We start from the raw sequence: 20,926 nt of genomic DNA on the forward strand, positions 1-20,926 counted from the left end.
TCCCCGCGCCCCTTAGAGCGGGGCTGCGCCCCAGCATCTTTAGGGGCGCGGGGAACTGCGCAATCTTTTTGGCTTTGACGGGGTGGGGGGAACCGCGTGGCCCGCCCCCGTCCGCCCCCGCCCGACGAGTCGGCGGAGGCGGCCCTTCCGGCTCTGGCCCCCTGCCGAGGGACCCGCGCGGTACCTTCTTGCGGCGACCGGCCGATGCGCGCGGGCGTACGACGATGAGGAGTGTCAAGCGTGAGCAACTTCGTGCGGCCGGCTGCCGAGGGCGCGGATCCGTTCGGGACGGCCCGGCTGCGACGCGGGGTGCTGGACGCCTGGGCGACGAGCCCGGCACGGTTCCGTGAGGACGCCAACTCCGAGGAGGACCTCGTACTCGGCGGCTACCGCGACCGCCTCGTCGTGGAGCTCGCCCAGAACGCCGCCGACGCGGCCTCCCGCGCCGGCGTCCCCGGCCGCCTGCGCCTCACCCTCCGCGACGGAGTCCTCGCCGCCGCCAACACCGGCGCCCCCCTGGACGCCACCGGTGTCGAATCCCTCTCCACCCTGCGCGCCTCCGCCAAGCGCGACGACAGCGACAGCGCGGTCGGCCGCTTCGGCGTCGGCTTCGCGGCCGTCCTCGCCGTGACCGACGAACCCGCCCTGCTGGGCAGGCACGGCGGCGTCCGCTGGTCCCTCACCGAGGCCCGCGACCTCGCCGTCGACATCGCCCGCCACAGCCCCGGACTCGGGGACGAACTGCGCCGCCGCGACGGCCACGTACCCCTGCTCCGGCTGCCGTTCGCGGCCGAGGGCTCCGCGCCGGACCCGTACGACAGTGTCGTCGTCCTGCCGCTTCGGGACCAAGCCGCCGAGGCGCTCGCGGAACGGCTCCTCGACGGTGTCGACGACGCCCTGCTGCTCGCCCTGCCCGGCCTGGCGGAGGTCGTCGTCGAGAGCGGCGACGGCGGCGTACGGACCGTGCGGCGGCGCACCGAGGACGACGGCGGCGGCGTGGTCGTCGAGGACTCCCGCGACGGTACGACCCGCTGGCGTACCGTCTCCGCGCACGGCTCCCTGGAGCCCGCCCTGCTCGCCGACCGGCCCGTCGAGGAGCGCCTGCGCCCCCACTGGTCGGTCACCTGGGCCGTCCCGGTCGACGCCGACGGCACCCCGGGCCGCCCCCGCACCGGCCCCGTCGTGCACGCGCCCACCCCCAGCGACGAACCCCTCGGCGTGCCCGCGCTGCTCATCGCCTCGCTGCCGCTCGACACCACCCGCCGCCACGCGGCCCCCGGCCCGCTGACCGACTTCCTCGTGCAGCGCGCCGCGGAGGCGTACGTCGAACTGCTCGCCGCCTGGCGGCCCGTGACCGCCGGGATCATCGGCCTGGTGCCGGGCCCGCTCGGCAAGGGCGAACTGGACGGGGCCCTGCGGCAGGCGATCCTCGAACGGCTGCCGCGCACCGCCTTCCTGCCGCCCGCGGTCGAACCGGCCCGCGGGGCCGATGACGACGACGCCGACTCCGATCTGCCCGAAGCCCTGCGCCCCCGCGACGCCGAGGTGGTGGAGGGCGCGGGCGCCGACACCGTACGGGTGCTCGCGGAGGTGCTGCCCAGCCTTCTGCCCGCCGGGCTCGAACGGCGGGCGGAGCTGCGCACCCTGGGTGTCGCGCGGGTACCGCTGGCCGAGGCGGTCGACCGGCTCGCGGGCCTGGAGAAGGCCCCCGAGTGGTGGCGGCGCCTGTACGACAGCCTGGCCGGGGTCGACCCGGACCGGCTCTCCGGGTTGCCTGTGCCGCTGGCCGACGGGCGTACGACGATCGGCCCCCGGCAGGTCCTGCTGCCCACCCCCGAGAACGCTCAGGCCGCACCCGACGCCCTCGCCCGGCTCGGTCTCAAGGTCGCCCATCCGGACGCCGTCCATCCGCTCCTGGAGAAGCTGGGCGCCCTGCCCGCCACCGCGCGGGCCGTCCTGACCACCCCGCAGGTCCGCGCCGCCGTCGCCGGCTCGCTCGACGACGACCGCGGCGCCTGGGACGACGACACCACCCCGGACGCCGAGGAACTGGCCGACACCGTCCTCGCGCTCGTCCGCGACGCCGACCTCGAACCCGGCGACGAACCCTGGCTCGGCGCCCTCGCGCTCCCCGACGACGAGGGCGAACTCGTCCCGGCCGGCGAACTCGTCCTGCCCGGCAGCCCCTTCGCCCAGGTGATGCGCGAGGACGAACTCGCCTCCGTCGACCCCGAACTGGCCGAACGCTGGGGCGAGCAGCCACTCGCCGCCTGCGGCGTCCTGGCGAACTTCCAGCTCGTACGCGCCACGGACGTCGTCCTAGACCCCGACGAACTGGAGCCGAGGGACAGCGACTTCGCCGAGCCCGACGACGCCGGACTGCTCGACGCCGTGGACGTGTGGTGCGAGGACGCCCTCGACGGCCTGCCCGACTCACCCGTGCCGCCCGTCGCGACCGAGATCGTCGCCGTGCGCGACCTCGACCTCGTGGACGACGACCGCTGGCCCGAGGCCCTCGCGCTGCTCTCCCGCCCGCCGCTGCGGGACGCCCTCACCCAGCCGGTCCGCGTCCTGCTGCCGGACGGCACGCACGAGATCATCCGGTCGTACACCGCCTGGTGGCTGCGCGGTCATCCCGTCCTCGACGGCCGCCGCCCGGCCGGCCTGCGCGCCGAGGGCGGGGATCCGCTCCTGCACGGCCTGTACGACGCCGCCGACGCGGCCGGTTTCGACGACGAGCAGGTGCTGCGGGCCCTCGGCGTCCGGACGTCCGTGGCCGCGCTGCTCGCCGAACCGGGCGGCGGCGCCGAACTGCTCGACCGGCTCGCCGACCCCGACCGCGAGGTCTCGGCGTCCCAACTGCACGCCCTGTACGGCGCGCTGGCGGACCTCGACCCCGACCAGGTGACCCTGCCGGACGAGTTGCGGGCCGTGGTGGACGGCGAGGTGCGGGTCGTGGACGCGGCCGACGCCGTGGTCGTCGACTCGCCCGACCTGCTGCCCTTCACCGCGGGCACGCCCCTGCTCCCGGTACGGCCCGCGCGGGCCGCCGACCTCGCTGAGCTGTTCCAGGTCCGGCGGCTGAGCGAGTCCGTCACCGGCGAGGTGACCAGCGAGGGCTCGGAACACGACGTACCGGAGTCCGTACGGGTTCTGCTGGGCCCCTCGACCCCCGCGACCTATGTCGAGCACGAGGAACTGGTCGTCGACGGCACCGAACTCGACTGGCGCCGCAGCCGTGACGGGGTGCTGCACGCGTCCACGCTGGAGGGCGTCGCCGCGGGCCTCGCGTGGGCGGCCGGTCAGTGGCCCCGCCGTTTCGAGGTCGCGGCCCTGCTGGAGGACCCGTCCAGGACGGAGGAACTGGAGCGGGACCGCTGGTTCGACTGAGCCCCGCCCGCCGGGGCGCGGCCGTACGCCGAGCGCCCCGGCGGGCCGTGAAAGTGTTCTGCGTCACATGGTCACAAAATATTCACTCGGCGTACAACCATCGGCCCGCGAGGTGTATCTGATCATGCGAGCCAACAGGCTCCAAGATCACCCGGGCCCACGTGAAAACGACCGTGGGGCCCCTTTCTCCACCGGGGGAAACATATGCGCATACGTGCCACCGTGGCCGCTGTCACCGGCGCCCTGGCCCTCTCCGCGTTCGCCGTCCCGGTCGCGCAGGCCGACGACCCCTCGTACCGCGAGACCGCCGCCGCCGCTTTCGAGGGTGCCCACAGCGGCGCCTCCAAGGCACAGCGCAGCGCGGCGGCCGCGGTCGTCGACGGCGACCTGGACGCCTCCTTCTCCAACTTCAAGATCGCCTCGGTGCACAAGGTCGGCACCACCAACCAGGTCTCCACCAAGGTGACCTACAAGCTGACCCACGGCGCCGACGTGGACCTCGCCTCCGCGGACTTCGCCACCGGCCCGTACATCTACAAGGGCTCGTTCGCCACCCCGGACAACGTCATCTTCGGCTTCGACGCGGCGATCTGCACCGAGGTCTCGGCGACCGTCGCCAACTGCACCGGCTACGTCGACATCCTCCCGGGCGAGGGCGAGCTGCTCAACAGCGACGCCGGCAGCTGGAAGGGCGGCGCCCTGCTGCTCAACTACGTCACCGGCTCCTACGCCGACCAGGGCGACCTCGCCACCACCAAGGTCCAGCGCAACTCCCGGCTCACCGTCAACGCCTCCCCGGAGCCCGTGAAGAAGGGCAAGACCATCACGGTCACCGGGGCCCTGACGCGCGCCAACTGGGAGACGAACAAGTACGCGGGCTACACGCAGCAGTCCGTGAAGCTCCAGTTCAAGAAGAAGGGCACGTCCACCTACGCGAACGTCAAGACCGTGACGTCGGGTACCGGCAGCTCCGCGGGCAAGCTGAAGACCACCGTCACGGCCTCCGTCGACGGCACCTACCGCTACGCGTTCGCGGGCACCTCGACCACGCCGGCCGTCAACTCCACGGGCGACGCCATCGACGTCAACTGATCTCTCTCCCCGCGCCTCTGCCAGGGGCGCGGGGAACCCGCCCGTTCCCGCTCAGGCGGGAACGCGGCGGTCCACCCATCGCCACACGAACTCCAGGACGGCCGCCGCCACCGCCGCGACGCCCACCGCCGTCCACGGCAGCACCGTGCCGACCAGCCGCAGCGCGAAGAAGTCCTGGAGCCACGGCACGGTCAGGACCAGCAGGAACCCCGCGCCCATCGTGGCGACCAGGCCGATCCGCCACCAGGTGTAGGGGCGGGCGACGATGGCCAGCACCCAGAGCGAGATCAGGAACAGCGTCAGTGTCGCGGCACTGGTCTCCGCGTCCAGCGCCTCCGGCCCGCTGTAGTGGTGCCGGGCGAGCAGGTACGTGGTGAACGTGGCCAGGCCCGCCACCACCCCGCCCGGGATCGAGTACCGCATCACCCGGCGGACGAAGTGGGGCCTCGCCCGTTCCTTGTTGGGCGCCAGTGCCAGGAAGAACGCCGGCACCCCGATCGTCAGCGTGGACAGCAGCGTCAGGTGCCGCGGCAGGAACGGGTACTCCACCTGGCAGCACACCACCAGCACCGCGAGCAGCACCGAGTACACCGTCTTCACCAGGAACAGCGTCGCCACCCGCGTGATGTTCCCGATGACCCGGCGCCCCTCCGCGACCACCGACGGCAGCGTCGCGAAGCTGTTGTTGAGCAGCACGATCTGGGCGACCGCCTTGGTGGCCTCGGACCCCGAGCCCATCGCGACACCGATGTCGGCGTCCTTGAGGGCGAGCACGTCGTTCACGCCGTCGCCGGTCATCGCCACCGTGTGGCCGCGCGACTGCAGCGCGCCCACCATGTCGCGCTTCTGCTGCGGGGTGACCCGCCCGAACACCGAGCCCTGGTCCAGCGCCTCGGCCATCTCCTCCCGGTCGGCGGGCAGCCGGCGCGCGTCGACCGTGGCGGAGGCACCGGGCAGACCGAGTTTGGCGGCGACCGCGCCGACGGACACGGCGTTGTCGCCGGAGATCACCTTGGCGCGTACGTCCTGCTCGTCGAAGTACCGCAGGGTGTCGGCCGCGTCGGGCCGCAGCCGCTGCTCCAGGACGACGAGCGCGGTGGGCTGTGCGCCCTCCCGCACCCGCGGGTCGTCGAGTTCCCGGTCGGCACGGGCGAGCAGCAGGACCCGTAGCCCCTGCTCGTTGAGTTGTTCCGTCTCGGCGAGTACGGGGTCGTCGTCGGCGAGGAGCACGTCGGGGGCGCCCAGCAGCCAGGTGGTCACCCGGCCCTCGTCCCCGCCCTCGGCGAAGGACGCCCCGCTGTACTTGCGCGCGGAGGAGAAGGGCAACGCACCCTCGTGGCGCCAGTTCCCGCTGTCCGGGTAGGCGTCGATGACGGCCTGGAGTGAGGCGTTCGGGCGGGGGTCGGACGCGCCGAAGGCGCCCAGGACGGCGCGCACGTACGACTCGTCACCGTCACCGTCACTGTCGTCACCGTCACCGTCGTCGCCGAGCGGCCGCAGTTCGGTGACGTCCATGCCGCCCTCGGTGAGCGTGCCCGTCTTGTCGAGGCAGACCGTGTCGACGCGGGCGAGGCCCTCGATGGCCGGGAGTTCCTGCACGAGGCACTGTTTGCGGCCGAGCCGGACGACGCCTATGGCGAAGGCGACCGAGGTGAGCAGGACCAGGCCTTCGGGGACCATGGGCACGATGCCGCCGACGGCGCGTGCGACGGAGTCCTTGAAGTCGTTGTCCTTGCTGACGAGTTGCGTGATGGCGAGGCCAACGGCGGCCGGGATCAGCATCCAGGTCACGTACTTGAGGATCGTGGAGATGCCGGTACGCAGTTCGGAGTGGACGAGGGTGAAACGGCTCGCCTCCTCGGCGAGTTGTGCCGCGTACGCCTCGCGACCGACCTTCGTCGCGCTGAACGCGCCGCCGCCCGCGACCACGAAGCTGCCCGACATGACCTGGTCGCCGGGCTGTTTGACGACCGGGTCGGCCTCGCCGGTGAGCAGGGACTCGTCGATCTCCAGGCCGTCGGCCTCGACGCACTCGCCGTCCACGACGATCTTGTCGCCCGGCCCGATCTCGATCAGGTCGCCCAGCACGATCTCGGAGGTACCGACGGGGGTGGCGGTGCCGTCCCTGCGGACGGTGGGGCGGGACTCGCCGATGACCGCGAGGGAGTCCAGGGTCTTCTTCGCGCGCAGTTCCTGGATGATGCCGATGCCGGTGTTCGCGAGGATCACATAGCCGAACAGGCTGTCCTGGAACGGGGCGACGAACAGCATGATCAGCCAGAGCACGCCGATGATGGCGTTGAACCGGGTGAAGACGTTGGCCCGGACGATGTCGGCGGTGGAGCGGCTGCTGCGCACGGGGACGTCGTTGACCTCGCCCCGGGCGACGCGCTCGGCGACCTCGGCGGCGGTCAGCCCCTTCGCGTTTCCGCTCGCGCTCGCGGGCAGGGGGACGGGGTGCACGGGGTCGAGTTCGGCGCCCGCGTCGATGTGCGTCATGTCTTCGACGGTACGGGGGGACGTGCGGCTCCACCCGGTGAGTGCGGCAAGATCCGACCAGCGGAGGAGCGGTGATGCTGCTGTGGTAGTACACCGGGGTTGCCTGGACCGAAGCGGGTCGTACGTCGCCTGCGGGCGCGTCGTGGCCTTTCGCGCAGTTCCCCGCGCCCCTGAAGACACCGGGGCCGGAGCGGGTCGTACGCCGTCTGCGGGCACGTCGTGGCTGGTCGCGCAGTTCCTGGCGCCCCTGGGGGGTGGGGCCGTGGCGTTCGATGTCGTGTGCGGGCGCGTCGTGGTTGGTCGCGCAGTTCCTCGCGCCCCTAGAAACACCGGGGCTGAAGCGGCGTTGCTTTTCAGGGGCGCGGGGAACTGCGCGGGTCACCCCCACCCGCCCGCACCCGACGCACAACCGGCCCCGCCAACCCAGCCGGCCCCGCCAACCCCTACGGTGCGGAGGCCCGTTTGAGCGCCGCCTCACGACCCCGCACGTACCAGATGCCGATCAGGCCCAGCCCCGCCCCCGCCAGGCACGTCCACAGCCACCACAGGTGCCCGTGGTCGTCGAGCCAGCCGTAGAACGGCAGCTGGACCAGGAAGAGGACGAACCAGAGGATCGCGCCGCCCGTGACGGTGGCCACCACGGGCCCCTCCAGCGGTTCCGGTGCCTCGTGTGTCGGTGTCCACTTCGCCATGGGGACAGCTTACGAGGCGGGCAGAGGAGTACACCCGCCCCAGCGGTCTACGCGCGGAGATAGCGCCAAAGCCGTCATATGTTCATACTGAATCTGCCTGACCATGGCCACTTTTGCTCGTACGAAACTCCAAAAAGGTCCTCGATGCCCACCTCGGCCCCCGCCAAGGCTTCCGCGCCCGACGAGCCGGACCCCGCGTCCGCCCACAGCGCCCTCGACCGCTATTTCAAGATCTCCGAGCGCGGCAGCACCCTGCCGCGCGAGATCCGCGGCGGTCTCGCCACCTTCTTCGCGATGGCCTACATCATCGTGCTGAACCCGATCATCCTGGGCAGCGCGAAGGACATGTACGGGCACCAGCTCGACAACGGCCAACTGGTCACCGCGACCGCGCTGACCGCCGCCTTCACCACGCTCCTGATGGGCGTCATCGGCAACGTACCGATCGCCCTCGCGGCCGGCCTCGGCGTGAACACCGTCGTCGCGCTGCAGCTGGCGCCCCGGATGTCCTGGCCGGACGCGATGGGCATGGTGGTGCTCGCGGGTCTCGTGGTCATGCTGCTCGTCGCCACCGGTCTGCGCGAACGCGTCATGAACGCCGTACCGCTCGGCCTGCGCAAGGGCATCGCGATCGGCATCGGCCTCTTCATCATGCTGATCGGCCTGGTCGACTCGGGCTTCGTCTCCCGTATCCCGGACGTCGCCCAGACGACCGTGCCGCTGCAGCTCGGCGCGACCGGGCACCTGAACGGCTGGCCCGTCCTGGTCTTCGTCCTCGGCACGCTCCTCACCCTCGCGCTGATCGTGCGCAAGGTGCCGGGCGCGATCCTCATCTCGATCGTCACGATGACGGTCGTCGCCGTGGTCATCAACGCGGTCGCCGAGGTGCCCTCCTGGGGCCTGACCACCCCGAAGTGGCCCGGCAACCCGGTCGCGAGCCCCGACTTCGGCCTCGTCGGCCAGGTCAGCCTCTTCGGCGGCTTCGGCAAGGTCGGCGTACTGACCGGCGTGCTGTTCGTCTTCACGGTCCTGCTGTCGTGCTTCTTCGACGCGATGGGCACGATCATGGGCATCGGCGACGAGGCGAAGCTGACCGACAAGGACGGCAACATGCCGGGCATCAGCAAGGTGCTCTTCGTCGACGGCATCGCGGTCGCCGCGGGCGGCGCGACCTCCTCGTCCGCCACCACCTGCTTCGTGGAGTCCACGGCGGGCGTCGGCGAGGGCGCGCGCACCGGCTTCGCGAACGTGGTCACCGGCGCGCTCTTCGCCGTCGCCCTCTTCCTGACCCCGGTCGCCACGATGGTCCCGTCGCAGGCCGCCACCCCGGCGCTGCTCGCGGTCGGCTTCCTGATCCTGTCCGGCTCCATCCGGCAGATCGACTGGGCCGACCACACGATCGCGATCCCGGCGTTCGTGACGATGCTGATGATGCCGTTCACGTACTCGATCACGAACGGCATCGGCATGGGCTTCATCACGTTCGTCGTGCTGCGGCTGGCGGCCGGGCGCGGCCGGGACGTGCCGGTCGCGATGTACGTGGTGTCGGCGGTCTTCGCCTTCTACTACCTGATGCCGGCGCTGGGCCTGACCTGACCTGACCTGACCTGCCTGACCTAATCTGCCTGACCTGACCCGGCCGAGCCGATGGGCCCGGGGTTCCGTGAGCCCCGAGCCGATGGCCCCGGGGCTCACGGAACCCCGTAGAACTTTTCCGTCTCCTCGACCGCGGTCCGGAACCGCTCGTCGAAGTCATCGCGAATGAGCGTCCGGACGACATAGTCCTGGACGCTCATTCCTCTTTTCGCCGCGTGCTGCCGGAGCCGGTCGAGCAGCTCCTCGTCTATCCGAAGGCTGAGCACAGTGGTCCCCATGGGTACGAGGGTCGCGGCCGGGGCGTGTCCTGTGTCACTTTCCGCGCCTGTCTCACTCGTATGGGTGAAGTAAGGGTTGACGCGGGCGGGCGTGGCCGGACTCACGGCCGTTCGTGGGGTGCCCCTGTGGTCTTTAGGTAGAGTAATGAGTTATTCTAAAGAACATGCCTGACCTCACCCATGGCGACGACGTTGCCGCCGTGAACTCCCTGCGCTCCGCCGTGATGCGTCTGTCGCGCCGACTCAAGCACCAGCGGGTCGACGAGTCGCTGAGCCCGACCGAGATGTCGGTCCTGGGCACCCTCGCCCGCTGCGGCACGGCCACGCCGGGCGAACTCGCCCGCAAGGAGCACGTGCAGCCGCCCTCGATGACCCGCATCGTGGCGCTGCTGGAGGCGAAGGGCCTGGTCCGCCTCGAAGCGCACCCGGACGACCGCCGCCAGAAGGTCGTCACGCAGACCGAGCGCGCGGAGGCCATGCTTGCGGAGAGCCGCAAGAAGCGGAACGCGTGGCTGGCCTCCCTCGTCGACAGCCTGGACGAGGACGAGTGGGCCAAGCTCCGCGAAGCCGCCCCCGTACTGGAGAAGCTCGCGCATCTGTAGACGCCTGGAGGCACCTGTCGGCTGCTTGTAGTCAGCAGGTGCCGGCAGCCGCAGGCCCCGCGGACACCTGTGAGGCCGCGCACGCACCACCCGCACCATCAGCACCACCCGCACCGCACGCACCACGCAAGGAGGCGAACGCCGTTGAGTACGGGACCCGGAGCAGACTCCGCCCCCGCACCTGCCGCCCACGACACCCCGCACGCCCCCAAGCCCCGCTCCTCGATGTTCAGCTCGCTGAAGATCAGGAACTACCGGCTGTTCTTCACCGGCCAGGTCGTCTCGAACACCGGCACCTGGATGCAGCGGATCGCCCAGGACTGGCTGGTACTGAGCCTCACCGGCTCGTCCGCCGCCGTCGGTTTCACCACGGCCCTGCAGTTCCTGCCGATGCTGCTCTTCGGCCTCTACGGCGGAGTCCTCGTCGACCGCCTGCCGAAGCGCCCGACGCTGCTCGCCACGCAGAGCGCGATGGGCCTCACCGGCATCGCACTCGCCTTCCTGACCCTCACCGGACACGTCCAGGTCTGGCACGTCTACGTCGCCGCCTTCGCCGTCGGCCTCGCCACGGTGATCGACAACCCGGCACGGCAGTCCTTCGTCGCCGAGATGGTCGGCCCCGGCCAGCTGCAGAACGCGGTCAGCCTCAACTCCGCCAACTTCCAGTCCGCCCGTCTGATCGGCCCCGCCGTCGCGGGCCTGCTGATCACCGGCGTGGGCACGGGCTGGGCGTTCCTGCTCAACGGACTGTCGTTCGTCGCGCCCATCGCGGGCCTGCTCCTGATGCGCGCCGGCGAGCTGAACCAGGTCGAGCGCGCCCCGCGCGGCAAGGGCCAGCTCCGTGAGGGCCTGCGCTATGTCGCCGGCCGTCCCGAACTGATCTGGCCGATCGTCCTCGTCGGCTTCATCGGCACCTTCGGCTTCAACTTCCCCGTCTGGCTGTCGGCCTACGCGGACGACGTCTTCCACGGCGGCGCGGGCGCGTACAGCCTCTTCAACACCCTGATGGCCGTGGGATCGGTCGCGGGCGCGCTGCTCGCCGCCCGGCGCGGCACGGCCCGGCTGCGCGTGCTGATCGCCGCCGCCGTCGCCTTCGGAGTCCTGGAGATCGTGGCCTCGCTGGCCCCGTCGTACTGGCTCTTCGCCGCTCTCATGGTCCCCATCGGGATGGCCGGCCTGACCGTGAACGTCACGGCCAACACCGCCGTCCAGATGGGCACCGACCCCGCCATGCGCGGCCGTGTCATGGCGCTGTTCATGATGGTCTTCATGGGCGGTACGCCGCTGGGCGCGCCCGTGGTCGGCTGGATCACGGACGCGTACGGGCCCCGGGTGGGCTTCGCCATGGGCGGAGTCGTCTCGGCGCTGGCGGCGGCCACGGTCGGTCTGGCCCTCGCCCGGGTGGGCGGCCTGCGCCTGTCGGTGGGCTGGCACCACGGCCATCCGCAGGTCCGCTTCGTCCCGCGGGAGCGGGAGCTGGCCACGGCGGCGTAGCCCTCCGGGCCGGTCCGCCGGTCTGGCAGGCCCCAGGTCCGCGGGTGCAGTGCGGCCCGGTGGGGCCGGCCGCGCAGTTCCCCGCGCCCCTCAGAGACGGGGTTGCGCCCATGCCTTTGCCCCTCGGCGGACCCCGAGGCGGGGGTGACTGAGGGCGGGCGGTTACGCTCGGTGCGTGGACCCGAAGACGCGGAACCGGATCATGGCCGGGGTGCTTGTGCTGATGTTCGTCGTGGTGGCTCTGGCGGCGGCACTCGGCGGGTGACGGCCGTCGGCGGGTGACGGCCGCCGCCTCGCCGCGGTGCGTTCCGTGGCGCGCGGCTGCGGATGCGTCGTGGCCGGCCGCGCCCACGCGGCGGAGCCGCATATGTCACAGCCCCGCGCCCCTTCAGGGCGCCCCTGTCGGGGCGGCCCATCGAGGTGCCGGACGCCCAGGTGTTGCTACCAGGCGAAGGCCTCCGGGGACGGGCCCGTGCCCGGGAAGATCTCGTCCAGGCCGGTCAGGACCTCGTCGCTCAGCTCCAGGTCGACGGCTCGCAGCGCGGACTCCAGCTGTTCGGCGGTGCGCGGGCCGACGATCGGGCCGGTGACGCCGGGGCGGGTCAGCAGCCAGGCCAGCGCCGCCTCGCCGGGCTCGATGCCGTGCTTGTCGAGCAGGTCCTCGTACGACTGGATCCGCGCGCGGCCGGCCGGGTCGGCGAGGGTGTCGGCGGCCCGGCCGCTCGCCCGGCGCCCGCCCTCGATCTCCTTCTTGAGGACCCCGCCCAGCAGACCGCCGTTCAGCGGTGACCACGGGATGACGCCGAGCCCGTACTCCCGCGCGGCCGGGATGACCTCCATCTCGGCGCGGCGCTCGGCGAGGTTGTAGAGGCACTGCTCGCTGACGAGGCCGATGGTGCCGCCGCGGCGGGCGGCGATCTCGTTGGCCTGGGCGATCTTGTAGCCGGGGAAGTTGGAGGACCCGGCGTAGAGGATCTTGCCCTGCTGGACCAGGACGTCGACGGCCTGCCAGATCTCCTCGAACGGGGTGCCGCGGTCGATGTGGTGGAACTGGTAGACGTCTATGTAGTCGGTTCCCAGCCGCTTCAGGCTGGCGTCCACCGACCGTCGGATGTTGAGCGCGGAGAGCTTGTCGTGGTTGGGCCAGGCGTCGCCCTCCGCGGCCATGTTGCCGTACACCTTGGTGGCGAGCACGACCTTGTCGCGCCGCTCCCCGCCCTTGGCGAACCAGCTCCCGACGATCTCCTCGGTACGGCCCTTGTTCGCGCCCCAGCCGTACACGTTGGCGGTGTCGAAGTAGTTGATGCCGGCGGCCAGTGCCGCGTCCATTATCGCGTGACTGTCGGCCTCGTCCGTCTGCGGACCGAAGTTCATGGTGCCGAGGACGAGTCGGCTGACCTTGAGTCCTGTGCGTCCCAGCTGCGTGTACTTCATGGCTCATAGCCAACGCGGTCGAGTGCGCTCTAGGCAACACCTCGCTCCGCGGCGACCGCCGGGAGGGGCGGGTAGTCGGCGTCGGTCTTCGGCAGCACTCGCACGGATCGGCACTCTTTTCAACAGGCGGCGTCAGGGGCGGCGTTGGCGGTGATCCGAAGCGTAGGGGGCGGGTCTGACAACGGGGTCCGAGAACGGCCTCGGACAACGGGGTCCGACAGCCGGGGGGCTGGGAGGCGCGCGTCGGGCAGGATTCCTCTGTGCATCACATCCTGTGCGGGCTCGCCGCCAATCCGGCCCTGCCGTCCGAGCTGGTCGACCGGCTGATATCCCTCGCGGACGACGACCTCGCCGACGACCTCGCCTGCCGCCCGGACCTCAGCCGCGCACAGGTGCTCGCGCTGGCCGAGCGGGTCGAGGAGGGCGCGGTGCGACTCGCCTACGAGGGCCGGTTGACCGCGGCCGACGTGGATCCCTCCGTCCGGCCGGATGTCGCTCTCACTCTGCTCGGCCGGGGTGTCGGCGTCAGCCATCCCGAGTGGGCGCGTCTCCTCGCGGCGGACCCGGCCCATGAGCGCAGGGAGAAATTGGCGGCCTGCCCCGGCCTCCCGTCCGACGTGGTGGACACACTCGCGGCGGACCCGGACGTACGGGTGGTCGCCGAGCTGGCCCTGTGGACGGCGGACCCGGACGTCACCGCGAGGCTCGCGGCGCATCCGCACGCCGAGGTGCGCCGGGCGGTCGCGGCCAACGAGGCGACAGCCCCTGCCACGCTGGCGGCGCTGCTGACCGGAGAGGGACTGCGGGCCGCGCGGCAGTGCCTGGTCTGCGACCGCGAGGACATTCCGTTCGTCCACGAACCGCAGTGCTCGCGCCCCGACTGCGATCTGTTGGCGGGGGCTTCCTGCGACGGCTCCCACGAGTCCACCGTCCACCGCACGCGGGAGGCGGCGCTCCGCAACCCCGCCACCCCGGTCGAAGCCGTCGTCGGCTTCGTGGAGCACCCGTCGATGCTGTTGCGCTGGGCGCTCGCCACCCGCCAGGACCTGCCCCGGCAGGCGTGCGCACGCCTGGCCTCGGACCTCGCTCCCGGTATCCGCGCGGACCTCGCCGGGAATCCCGCGATCAACGAGGCCCTGATCCGGGCGATGGCCGACGATCGTGACCCCGCCGTGCGCCGCGCGCTCGCACACCACCCGCGCGTACCGCTCGACGTACTCACCGGCCTGGCCGAAACCGCCAGGATCGGTGCCGCTCTGCTGCCCCGCGTCGCCGCCGCCTCACAGGCCGAGATCGAGGACCTCGCGCGGTCACCGGACCCGGCGGCCCGCATGCTCGTGGCCCACCGACGGGATCTGCCGCCCGGGATACGCGACCGGCTGGCCGACGACCCCGACGCGAAGGTGGCCAAGGCCGTCGCCCCCCACCCCGGCCTCACCGAGGCGCGGTTGCGCGCCATGGTCGAACGCCACGGCGTCCGGGTCCTGGCCAAGGTGGCGACCAACCCGGACGCGACCCCGGCCCTGCTGGAGGATCTGACCAGGCACGATCCGGCGGTGCAGAAGGCGTTCCGTGAGATCGCCAGGCATCACGCGGCGCCGGCCTCGGCACTGCTCGCCTGCCTGGCGGACGCACAGGCGAGACCGACAGCCGCCGGACACCCGGCCCTCCCGCCATCGGTCGTCGTGGAAATGCTGGCCGACGCGGACTGGCGGGTGGCGGAGGCGGCAGCGGCGAATCCGTCCCTGCCGGTTGCCGTGATGTCGGATCTCACGCGTCGGCAGTGAGCGCCTCAGCCCGCCGTGCCGGCAGGGACGACCCAGGAAGTCGGCTGGCTCGTGACCGCGGCGATCATGTCGTAGTCGCCGTCGTAGTGCAGGACCGTGGCGCCGTGACGCTCGGCGGTCGCGGCGATGATGAGGTCCGCCACCGACAGGGCTTTCCAGTTGCCTCTGTCGATGAGGAGCGTCCGTACCTCCACCGCGCGGTCCCAGGCCTCGTCCGGTGTTGCCAGCCAGTCGAAACCGCGGATCTCCTCCCGGATGCGCTCGGCGTCGGCCTTTGACCGGGCGCTGTGCAGCACTTCCAGTTCGACCGCACCGCAGACTGCGAGCAGTCCGGCGTTGTGCAGGGGATCGATGACGGCACGAACGGCAGGCTTCGGGTAACGAGCCAGCGCCGACTTGTCGATCAGGTACCGGTCGGTCACGCGGCGCCCTGCTTGTCGACAGGCTGCTCCACCGGGCCGGTGAGATCAGGCAGCCCGCCCTCCGCCAGCCAGCCCAGGAAGGAGGCCCGCTTGCGACGCTTGATCGCGTCCTCAAGTGCGGCGTTCACCGTGGCGACCTTCGTGGTCGTGCCGAAGATCTCCGCGGCCTCGGCCAGTTTTTCGTCGTCGATGTCGATCACGGTGCGTGCCATGTCCCCTCCCGGGGCCGTCGGACTTTCCTGCCGGGATGATATCAAGTGTCGCTTAAGTTGATATCAAAACGCGTCCTGTGGCCTTGGGGGTCGGCTTGGTCGTCCGGGGTATGGCTGTCTCAAGGCGCCTGCCGGGTGCAGTGTGTGCTCGACAAGCAGGGAGAACGGTATGGATCCATGGGAACTGCGTCGCGCCATCGCGGCAGGGCGGGCGACCGCTTCGGAGCTGGGCTTACGGGTCGACGAGGTGATCGTCGTCCACAACTCGGACCGCGTCGCACTGCGCCTGACGCCCTGCGATGTGCTGGCCCGGGTCGCGCCCCTGGCGCATCTGGCCGATTCCGAGTTCGAGGTGGAGGTCGCACGCCGCCTCGCCGACGTCGACGCTCCGTTGGCCGAGCTCGACCCCCGTGTCGAACCCCGGGTCCAGGTGCGTGACGACTTCGCCATCTCGCTCTGGACCTACTACGAACCCGTGGGATCGGAGATCGCACCGGCCGACTACGCGGACGCGTTCACGCGACACCATGCCGCCCTGCGCCGGGTCGATCTGGCCGCCGCACCGCATTTCACCGATCGAGTCGCCGTGGCGTTGAAAGAGGTGGACGACCGGAGTCGGTCCCCCGAACTGTCCGACGCCCACCGGAAACTCCTCAGCACCACACTCGGTGAACTGAGTGCCGCGATCGGCGTCGGCGGAGCGGGAGCCGGCGACCAGTTGCTGCACGGCGAGCCGCATCCGGGCAACCTCCTGAACACGCGGAGGGGGCCGCTTTTCGTGGACCTCGGCACGTGCTGCCGGGGACCGGTCGAGTTCGACCTCGCCCATGCTCCTGAGGAAGTGGGGAGGCTTTATGCGGGGGCCGACCCCGACCTGATTCATCGGTGTCGCGCCCTGAACTGGGCGATGTTCTCGGCCTGGCGCTGGCGCCGCGACGACCAGATGCCCGACCGGGACCACTGGAGGTCGGAGGGGCTCGACCGGGTTCGTACCGCACTCGATCAGTGCGGGTTGGGCTGACCGCTTCCGACCGCGACCGCATACGGGAGGAAGGCAGCCCATGTCGCCGGGGCGACGCGGAGGGTGCGGGAGCGGAGGGCTTTGGAGTCGCGGACGTGGATGGTGGTGAGGGTGGTGCCGGCGCTGGTGGCGTGGGGTATGGCTATCTCCAGGCATTCACCGCCTTGGCTACCGCTGTAGCTGCTCTTGGTCCACTGCATGGCGACCTCTACGCATTCGCCGTCGTTGCCGCTGTAGCTGCTCTTGAACCAGTGCAGGTCTGTGGTCATAGCTCGTGTGCCACCTGTTCGATCAGCTTGGCGGACGCTTCTGGGGTGAGTGCCTGAGCTCGCAGAGTGCCATACCTGCCGAACAAGTTGCCCAGAGATGGCTGGTCGCTGACGAAGTAGCCGCCGTTCTGGCCGTCGACATAAGCGAGTTGGCGCCGGTCGCCGGTTTCCAGCAGGATCATCGGTCCGTTCAGCCCGGAGTGTGTCTCGCGATCCGACGGCATGACCTGGATCTCGACGTTGCGTCTGCGCCCGACCTCAAGAATGTGGCGGAGCTGCCTTTCGAGGACCTGGCGGCCTCCGATCGGGCGCGTGAGTGCGATCTCCTCCAGGACGAAGCTGAGTGCGGGGGTAGGTCTGCGCTGGAAAAGTTGTTGGCGCAGCAACCGCGCCGCGACCTTCTCTTCGATTTCCTCGTCCTCCAGCGGTGGGTAGTTGCAACTGATCGCCACCTGGGCGTACGCCTCCGTTTGCAGCAAGCCGGGCACCACGTGGTTCGCGTACGTGTGCAACGCCGTGGCCTCGGCTTCCATCTCCGCGTACGTCGCGGTCCAAGCCGGGAGCGGGTTGATCTTCAACTTCCGGCCCGCCGCAAGAAGTGCACCTTGTGCACTCAGCGTCTCGTCCGCGATCTCGACAAGTTTCCCCTTGGGGGCACGCTCGCCCCGTTCCACCATGGCGACTTGCGACTTGGAGTAGCCGGCGTACCCACCCAACCCCTCCTGCGTCATCCCGGCCCGTTCGCGGAAGAACCGCAGCAACGAGCCGAACATCTCCAGGTTGCTGGAACTCTGTTCACCCGAGTGCACAACGACCTCCCCAAGTGCACAGGCGTGCACGGACCCTGCGTAACCCTGGTCACAGTATGTGAGCGGCCGTAAGCATGTGCTCCATGAACTCGGAAACCGCACCCGGCAGGGTGCACCCCTGGATCCCGGCCTCCGGCCACGGCCTCCGCCACGCCGGTATCCACTTCGACGCCGTACGCATCGCGGGCGTACTCGCGGAACAAGTGGCGTACGAACTGATCCAGTTCACGGACTTCCAGGCGGGCCCGATCGTCCGGGGGGCGACGGGATGCCGGTACATGTACTTCCTGTTGCCCCCGCGAAGTGCCACCGGCCACCGCTGGCCCACCGGCGTGCGGGCGCTGGGCCGGGACGCGCGGGGCTGGGCCTACGTGGGGGTACCCGCGTTGGACGGGCTGACCTGGCCGTTGGACTGGCGGTCGGAGCCGACGCCCGAAGTGCCGTTCGTGGAGGCGGGGTTGCTGGCGGAGGTCGTGAGCCGCGTGATCAGTCATGTACCGTGATCGCGACATCACACTCCGTACGCATTCGTGTACGGAGCGGTCCCCGGAGGTGCTACCAACACCACCCGAGGACCTTCACTACCAGTGGAAGACACGGTCCCACCAGAAATGCTTCGCCATGCTATCGCGCCCGTCCGGCGCTATACGAAGGCGTCACACGACGTCGTACGGCACCCACAACTGAACAGCGACGCGAAGGTCCTGCTGCTGTATGTGCAGGGACTGCCGGAGGACGCCGCCCCCAAGCCGCTCAGCGAGCACGCGGGCAGGCTGGGGTTGAAGGGCCGGGCGTATCAGAGGGCCAAGCAACTTCTCGCCGGCTGCGGTTACTTGCACGAGTGGCGTGAGCAGGGCGCGCGGGGCCGCTGGGTCACGGAGCAGCTCCTCGCCAACGTCACCCTCACGCGTGAGGAGGCGGCCGGGGCCCGCGAAGGGGAGGCGGCCGTGGCCGCGCCACCGGGTGAGCGCCCACCGACGGTCGGCGGACCGGGGGAACGGTCGGTCGGTCACTGTCCCCCGAAAGAAGAACTGGAAGAGAAGAACCTTCCCCACCCACCACCCGAAGACCACACCGAGGACCACACCGAGAACCATGCCGAAGACCACGCGCCCGATCTCGCCGAGGCGGAAGGCGTGTTGCTGTCCCTCCGGCACGTGAACCGTGACCTGCTCCTGGGCGTGCGCGAGGCCCGGCTGCTGGCCGGAGCGGCAGCGGAGTGGCTGCGCAGAGGCGTCTCGGCGGCCGACCTCCGCCGCGCCCTGACGACAGGCCTGCCGACGGACGGCATCCGTTCGGCGGTCGGCTTCCTGCGCCACCGGCTGGTGCAGAAACTCCCCGCGGCGAGGGCCCGGCTCCAGGTTCAGGTCCAGGTCAACACCCCCGCCCCGCCGCCCGAGTGGAGCGCGGCCCCGGCCCGGCGGGGCCTGGTGACCTGCCCGGGGCCGGGCGACGAGCACGTCTTCCGACCCCGCGACGACGAGACACACTGCCTCCGCTGCCGTACCGCCGCCGCGTACGAGGCGACGCTCCAGCCGCTCTCCGTCCAGTGGCGGACGCGCGTACAGGAGTGTGTCTCCGGTGGCTAGCGCGTCATACGCTGCTGCCCCGCAGCGGAGAAGGCGGGCTCGGAGAGGAGCAGGGACATGGCGGCATGGAGCGACATCCTTCAGGAGGCGCGAGAGGCCGTGGGCTTCACCGGGCATGCGGTTCCGCGCAACCTTGAGGGGATCCGCGCCGCACTCCGCCCCGATCGCCTGCCTGACCTCGACGCCGAACTGGCGACCCTCTCCGAAGGTTCGGCCTTCGACGCGTTTCTCGACCACTGGTGGACGCAGGCGCTCGTCGACGCCGCCACGGACGTCGACGCCCAGGCCGTCGCGATCGACTTCGCCGACCTCGCGACCGCGCTGCGAGCGAAGTCGGCCGGCGGCGGAACACTTACGCAGGCAGAGGTCGAGGACATGCTGAGAGGCAAGACCTCATGAGTCCCGGGGGAACTCGTCCGTCTTGAGCGTGAGACCGAGGATCGTGTTCGTCATGTCGATGTCGGCGCCGTAGGTGACCGAGAGTCTGCTCAGGTACTCCCCGCCCCGGGGCCGGGTGAAGAGGTGGCACTTGGCCTGGTAGGGGTCGGCGATGAGGTAGACGGGAACCTCGGCGACGGCGTACGCGGTCCTCTTGGGGCCGTAGTCGTTCTTCGCCCTGTGGGGGTCGATGACCTCTGCGATGAACTCGACGTCCTGGTGAAGCCAACGACCCTCGGCGTCCGCCACCGAACCGTCGCGCAGCTTGGCCACGTCCGGTGCGAAGCCGTTCAGGTCGCCGGGGAAGTCGATGCGGACGTCGGAGAGGACCTGTAGGTCGTTGTCGAACCTGGCTGTCAGCGTGTCGAGGATGGTGGAAGTGGTCTGCCAGTGAATGTCGCGGTGCGGTGCGATGTAGAAGGCGCCCTCCACGATTTCGCCCTTGTACCCCTCGGGGACGGGCACCTTGTCGAACAGGTCGTCCAGCATCCGGTCGTTGAGACTGCTCATCGTTGTGCTCCTCCACCGGCACCCTCGGGCGAATGCCGGTACGCACCTCAATGACACGCACGGTGACCAGGAGACTCGCGGATCCGGTCAGGCGCTTTCGGCCAGGTGGGACTCGTAACGGGCGCCCACGCCCCACCCCTGGTGCAGCGCCTCCGCGAACGCCGCCGCCAGTTTGTGTTCGCCCGAGGCGTTGGGGTGGGTGCCGTCGTACGTGTCCGTGTGGATGTCGTATCCGCGGGGGAGTGAGGCCAGGAGGAGGGGGGAGTTCGGTTCGTCCAGGTCCGCCGCCGTCTTCGCCAGGAGGTCGTTGAAGAGGGCGACCTCCCGGGCGAAGGGGGCGTCCGACTCCGCCCTGATGTTCGGGATCACGGGAAGCAGGGCCAGTGAGACGCGGGGGTTCACCGACCGGGCCCGGCCTATGAAGGCGCGGACGTTCTCGGATGTCTGCGCCGCGTTCGTGTAGAAGCCGAGGTCTATCAGGCCGAGGGAGACCAGGAGCACGTCAGCGCGGGACGCCCGCACCGCGTCGGCTATCAGCGGGCTCAGGTGGTGCCAGCCCTCGCCCCACCCGGCGAGGTGGGCACGGGGGAAGTCCGGGTCGGCGTACTCGTACGAGTCGGCGGCGCCCGTGGCCTTGTCGTACAGCGTCTCCCGGGGGCCGACCAGTTGGAACGGGCCCCCGTGCGTCGCGCGCAGGTGCTGCCACATCCGGTAGCGCCACGTGTGTTCGCCGGCGCTTCCGATCGTCATGGAATCGCCGACGGGCATGAACCTGAGCATCCGCTCATGATG

General features: G+C 70.7%; 20 protein-coding genes. 10 read left to right on the top strand and 10 right to left on the bottom strand.

What is annotated here, in order from left to right:
- Positions 1–240: 240 nt before the first annotated feature.
- Positions 241–3,390 (top strand): sacsin N-terminal ATP-binding-like domain-containing protein, encoded by a 3,150-nt coding sequence (locus ACH4DZ_RS26180; protein WP_398289749.1) that lies wholly within the window; start codon positions 241–243, stop codon positions 3,388–3,390.
- A 204-nt stretch (positions 3,391–3,594) separates the two neighbouring features.
- Positions 3,595–4,482, top strand: coding sequence for a hypothetical protein (locus ACH4DZ_RS26185; protein ID WP_398289750.1), 888 nt, complete (start codon positions 3,595–3,597; stop codon positions 4,480–4,482).
- Positions 4,483–4,533: 51 nt separating this feature from the next.
- On the opposite strand, the gene ACH4DZ_RS26190 is transcribed toward ACH4DZ_RS26185, so the two are convergent.
- Together ACH4DZ_RS26190 and ACH4DZ_RS26195 are read right to left on the bottom strand one after the other, a co-directional pair.
- Complete coding sequence (locus ACH4DZ_RS26190) at positions 4,534–6,981, bottom strand: HAD-IC family P-type ATPase (protein WP_398289751.1); 2,448 nt, start codon at positions 6,979–6,981, stop codon at positions 4,534–4,536.
- Between the two features lie 443 nt (positions 6,982–7,424).
- A complete protein-coding gene (locus tag ACH4DZ_RS26195) occupies positions 7,425–7,673 on the bottom strand; it encodes a DUF2530 domain-containing protein (RefSeq protein ID WP_398289752.1) in 249 nt (82 codons plus the stop codon).
- A gap of 144 nt (positions 7,674–7,817) precedes the next feature.
- On the opposite strand from ACH4DZ_RS26195, the gene ACH4DZ_RS26200 reads away from it, so the two are divergent.
- A complete protein-coding gene (locus ACH4DZ_RS26200) occupies positions 7,818–9,269 on the top strand; it encodes an NCS2 family permease (RefSeq protein ID WP_398289753.1) in 1,452 nt (483 codons plus the stop codon).
- Positions 9,270–9,364: 95 nt separating this feature from the next.
- On the opposite strand, the gene ACH4DZ_RS26205 is transcribed toward ACH4DZ_RS26200, so the two are convergent.
- A complete protein-coding gene (locus ACH4DZ_RS26205) occupies positions 9,365–9,547 on the bottom strand; it encodes a ribbon-helix-helix protein, CopG family (RefSeq protein ID WP_107015813.1) in 183 nt (60 codons plus the stop codon).
- Positions 9,548–9,711: 164 nt separating this feature from the next.
- Here ACH4DZ_RS26205 and ACH4DZ_RS26210 point away from each other — a divergent pair, with 164 nt between their 5' ends.
- Together ACH4DZ_RS26210 and ACH4DZ_RS26215 are read left to right on the top strand one after the other, a co-directional pair.
- Positions 9,712–10,149, top strand: a complete 438-nt coding sequence (locus ACH4DZ_RS26210; RefSeq protein ID WP_398289754.1) for a MarR family winged helix-turn-helix transcriptional regulator — start codon at positions 9,712–9,714, stop codon at positions 10,147–10,149.
- 144 nt (positions 10,150–10,293) lie between these two features.
- Positions 10,294–11,643 (top strand): MFS transporter, encoded by a 1,350-nt coding sequence (locus tag ACH4DZ_RS26215; RefSeq protein ID WP_398289755.1) that lies wholly within the window; start codon positions 10,294–10,296, stop codon positions 11,641–11,643.
- A gap of 441 nt (positions 11,644–12,084) precedes the next feature.
- Here the strand turns inward: ACH4DZ_RS26215 and ACH4DZ_RS26220 are convergent, their stop codons facing one another.
- The gene (locus tag ACH4DZ_RS26220; RefSeq protein ID WP_398289756.1) at positions 12,085–13,077 is read right to left on the bottom strand and encodes an aldo/keto reductase; all 993 of its coding nucleotides are present in this window, start codon (positions 13,075–13,077) and stop codon (positions 12,085–12,087) included.
- 260 nt (positions 13,078–13,337) lie between these two features.
- On the opposite strand from ACH4DZ_RS26220, the gene ACH4DZ_RS26225 reads away from it, so the two are divergent.
- A complete protein-coding gene (locus ACH4DZ_RS26225; RefSeq protein ID WP_398289757.1) occupies positions 13,338–14,864 on the top strand; it encodes a hypothetical protein in 1,527 nt (508 codons plus the stop codon).
- Between the two features lie 5 nt (positions 14,865–14,869).
- On the opposite strand, the gene ACH4DZ_RS26230 is transcribed toward ACH4DZ_RS26225, so the two are convergent.
- A complete protein-coding gene (locus tag ACH4DZ_RS26230; RefSeq protein WP_398289758.1) occupies positions 14,870–15,286 on the bottom strand; it encodes a PIN domain nuclease in 417 nt (138 codons plus the stop codon).
- Entirely contained in the window at positions 15,283–15,498 is a 216-nt protein-coding gene (locus ACH4DZ_RS26235; RefSeq protein WP_398289759.1) for a type II toxin-antitoxin system VapB family antitoxin, read from the bottom strand. The genes ACH4DZ_RS26230 and ACH4DZ_RS26235 overlap by 4 nt, the downstream gene beginning before the upstream one ends.
- A gap of 169 nt (positions 15,499–15,667) precedes the next feature.
- On the opposite strand from ACH4DZ_RS26235, the gene ACH4DZ_RS26240 reads away from it, so the two are divergent.
- Positions 15,668–16,519 (top strand): phosphotransferase, encoded by an 852-nt coding sequence (locus ACH4DZ_RS26240; protein WP_398289760.1) that lies wholly within the window; start codon positions 15,668–15,670, stop codon positions 16,517–16,519.
- Here the strand turns inward: ACH4DZ_RS26240 and ACH4DZ_RS26245 are convergent.
- Both ACH4DZ_RS26245 and ACH4DZ_RS26250 read right to left on the bottom strand, forming a co-directional pair.
- The gene (locus ACH4DZ_RS26245) at positions 16,501–16,788 is read right to left on the bottom strand and encodes a DUF397 domain-containing protein (RefSeq protein WP_398289761.1); all 288 of its coding nucleotides are present in this window, start codon (positions 16,786–16,788) and stop codon (positions 16,501–16,503) included. The genes ACH4DZ_RS26240 and ACH4DZ_RS26245 overlap by 19 nt on opposite strands.
- Complete coding sequence (locus tag ACH4DZ_RS26250; RefSeq protein WP_398289762.1) at positions 16,785–17,597, bottom strand: helix-turn-helix domain-containing protein; 813 nt, start codon at positions 17,595–17,597, stop codon at positions 16,785–16,787. The genes ACH4DZ_RS26245 and ACH4DZ_RS26250 overlap by 4 nt, the downstream gene beginning before the upstream one ends.
- A gap of 83 nt (positions 17,598–17,680) precedes the next feature.
- On the opposite strand from ACH4DZ_RS26250, the gene ACH4DZ_RS26255 reads away from it, so the two are divergent.
- From ACH4DZ_RS26255 to ACH4DZ_RS26265, 3 genes are all read left to right on the top strand, one after another.
- The gene (locus tag ACH4DZ_RS26255) at positions 17,681–18,100 is read left to right on the top strand and encodes a hypothetical protein (RefSeq protein WP_398289763.1); all 420 of its coding nucleotides are present in this window, start codon (positions 17,681–17,683) and stop codon (positions 18,098–18,100) included.
- Positions 18,101–18,208: 108 nt separating this feature from the next.
- Entirely contained in the window at positions 18,209–19,186 is a 978-nt protein-coding gene (locus ACH4DZ_RS26260; RefSeq protein ID WP_398289764.1) for a hypothetical protein, read from the top strand.
- Positions 19,187–19,243: 57 nt separating this feature from the next.
- Entirely contained in the window at positions 19,244–19,585 is a 342-nt protein-coding gene (locus tag ACH4DZ_RS26265) for a hypothetical protein (RefSeq protein WP_398289765.1), read from the top strand.
- Here ACH4DZ_RS26265 and ACH4DZ_RS26270 read toward each other — a convergent pair.
- Both ACH4DZ_RS26270 and ACH4DZ_RS26275 read right to left on the bottom strand, forming a co-directional pair.
- Positions 19,580–20,134, bottom strand: a complete 555-nt coding sequence (locus ACH4DZ_RS26270; protein WP_398289766.1) for a Uma2 family endonuclease — start codon at positions 20,132–20,134, stop codon at positions 19,580–19,582. The two genes, ACH4DZ_RS26265 and ACH4DZ_RS26270, sit on opposite strands and share 6 nt — an antisense overlap.
- Positions 20,135–20,221: 87 nt before the next feature.
- The gene (locus ACH4DZ_RS26275) at positions 20,222–20,914 is read right to left on the bottom strand and encodes an SGNH/GDSL hydrolase family protein (protein ID WP_398289767.1); all 693 of its coding nucleotides are present in this window, start codon (positions 20,912–20,914) and stop codon (positions 20,222–20,224) included.
- Positions 20,915–20,926: the final 12 nt, after the last annotated feature.

It is taken from the genome of Streptomyces sp. NPDC017991 (genome assembly GCF_044328075.1).
Classification (GTDB): domain Bacteria; phylum Actinomycetota; class Actinomycetes; order Streptomycetales; family Streptomycetaceae; genus Streptomyces.

What these genes read in the sequence shown, in the direction of transcription:
- ACH4DZ_RS26185 (WP_398289750.1), top strand. Translation starts at nt 3,595, where the DNA reads ATGCGCATACGTGCCACCGTGGCCGCTGTCACCGGCGCCCTGGCCCTC.
- ACH4DZ_RS26190 (WP_398289751.1), bottom strand. Translation starts at nt 6,981, where the DNA reads ATGACGCACATCGACGCGGGCGCCGAACTCGACCCCGTGCACCCCGTC.
- ACH4DZ_RS26195 (WP_398289752.1), bottom strand. Translation starts at nt 7,673, where the DNA reads ATGGCGAAGTGGACACCGACACACGAGGCACCGGAACCGCTGGAGGGG.
- ACH4DZ_RS26200 (WP_398289753.1), top strand. Translation starts at nt 7,818, where the DNA reads ATGCCCACCTCGGCCCCCGCCAAGGCTTCCGCGCCCGACGAGCCGGAC.
- ACH4DZ_RS26205 (WP_107015813.1), bottom strand. Translation starts at nt 9,547, where the DNA reads ATGGGGACCACTGTGCTCAGCCTTCGGATAGACGAGGAGCTGCTCGAC.
- ACH4DZ_RS26210 (WP_398289754.1), top strand. Translation starts at nt 9,712, where the DNA reads ATGCCTGACCTCACCCATGGCGACGACGTTGCCGCCGTGAACTCCCTG.
- ACH4DZ_RS26220 (WP_398289756.1), bottom strand. Translation starts at nt 13,077, where the DNA reads ATGAAGTACACGCAGCTGGGACGCACAGGACTCAAGGTCAGCCGACTC.
- ACH4DZ_RS26235 (WP_398289759.1), bottom strand. Translation starts at nt 15,498, where the DNA reads ATGGCACGCACCGTGATCGACATCGACGACGAAAAACTGGCCGAGGCC.
- ACH4DZ_RS26240 (WP_398289760.1), top strand. Translation starts at nt 15,668, where the DNA reads ATGGATCCATGGGAACTGCGTCGCGCCATCGCGGCAGGGCGGGCGACC.
- ACH4DZ_RS26245 (WP_398289761.1), bottom strand. Translation starts at nt 16,788, where the DNA reads ATGACCACAGACCTGCACTGGTTCAAGAGCAGCTACAGCGGCAACGAC.
- ACH4DZ_RS26255 (WP_398289763.1), top strand. Translation starts at nt 17,681, where the DNA reads ATGAACTCGGAAACCGCACCCGGCAGGGTGCACCCCTGGATCCCGGCC.
- ACH4DZ_RS26260 (WP_398289764.1), top strand. Translation starts at nt 18,209, where the DNA reads ATGCTTCGCCATGCTATCGCGCCCGTCCGGCGCTATACGAAGGCGTCA.
- ACH4DZ_RS26265 (WP_398289765.1), top strand. Translation starts at nt 19,244, where the DNA reads ATGGCGGCATGGAGCGACATCCTTCAGGAGGCGCGAGAGGCCGTGGGC.
- ACH4DZ_RS26270 (WP_398289766.1), bottom strand. Translation starts at nt 20,134, where the DNA reads ATGAGCAGTCTCAACGACCGGATGCTGGACGACCTGTTCGACAAGGTG.
- ACH4DZ_RS26275 (WP_398289767.1), bottom strand. Translation starts at nt 20,914, where the DNA reads ATGCTCAGGTTCATGCCCGTCGGCGATTCCATGACGATCGGAAGCGCC.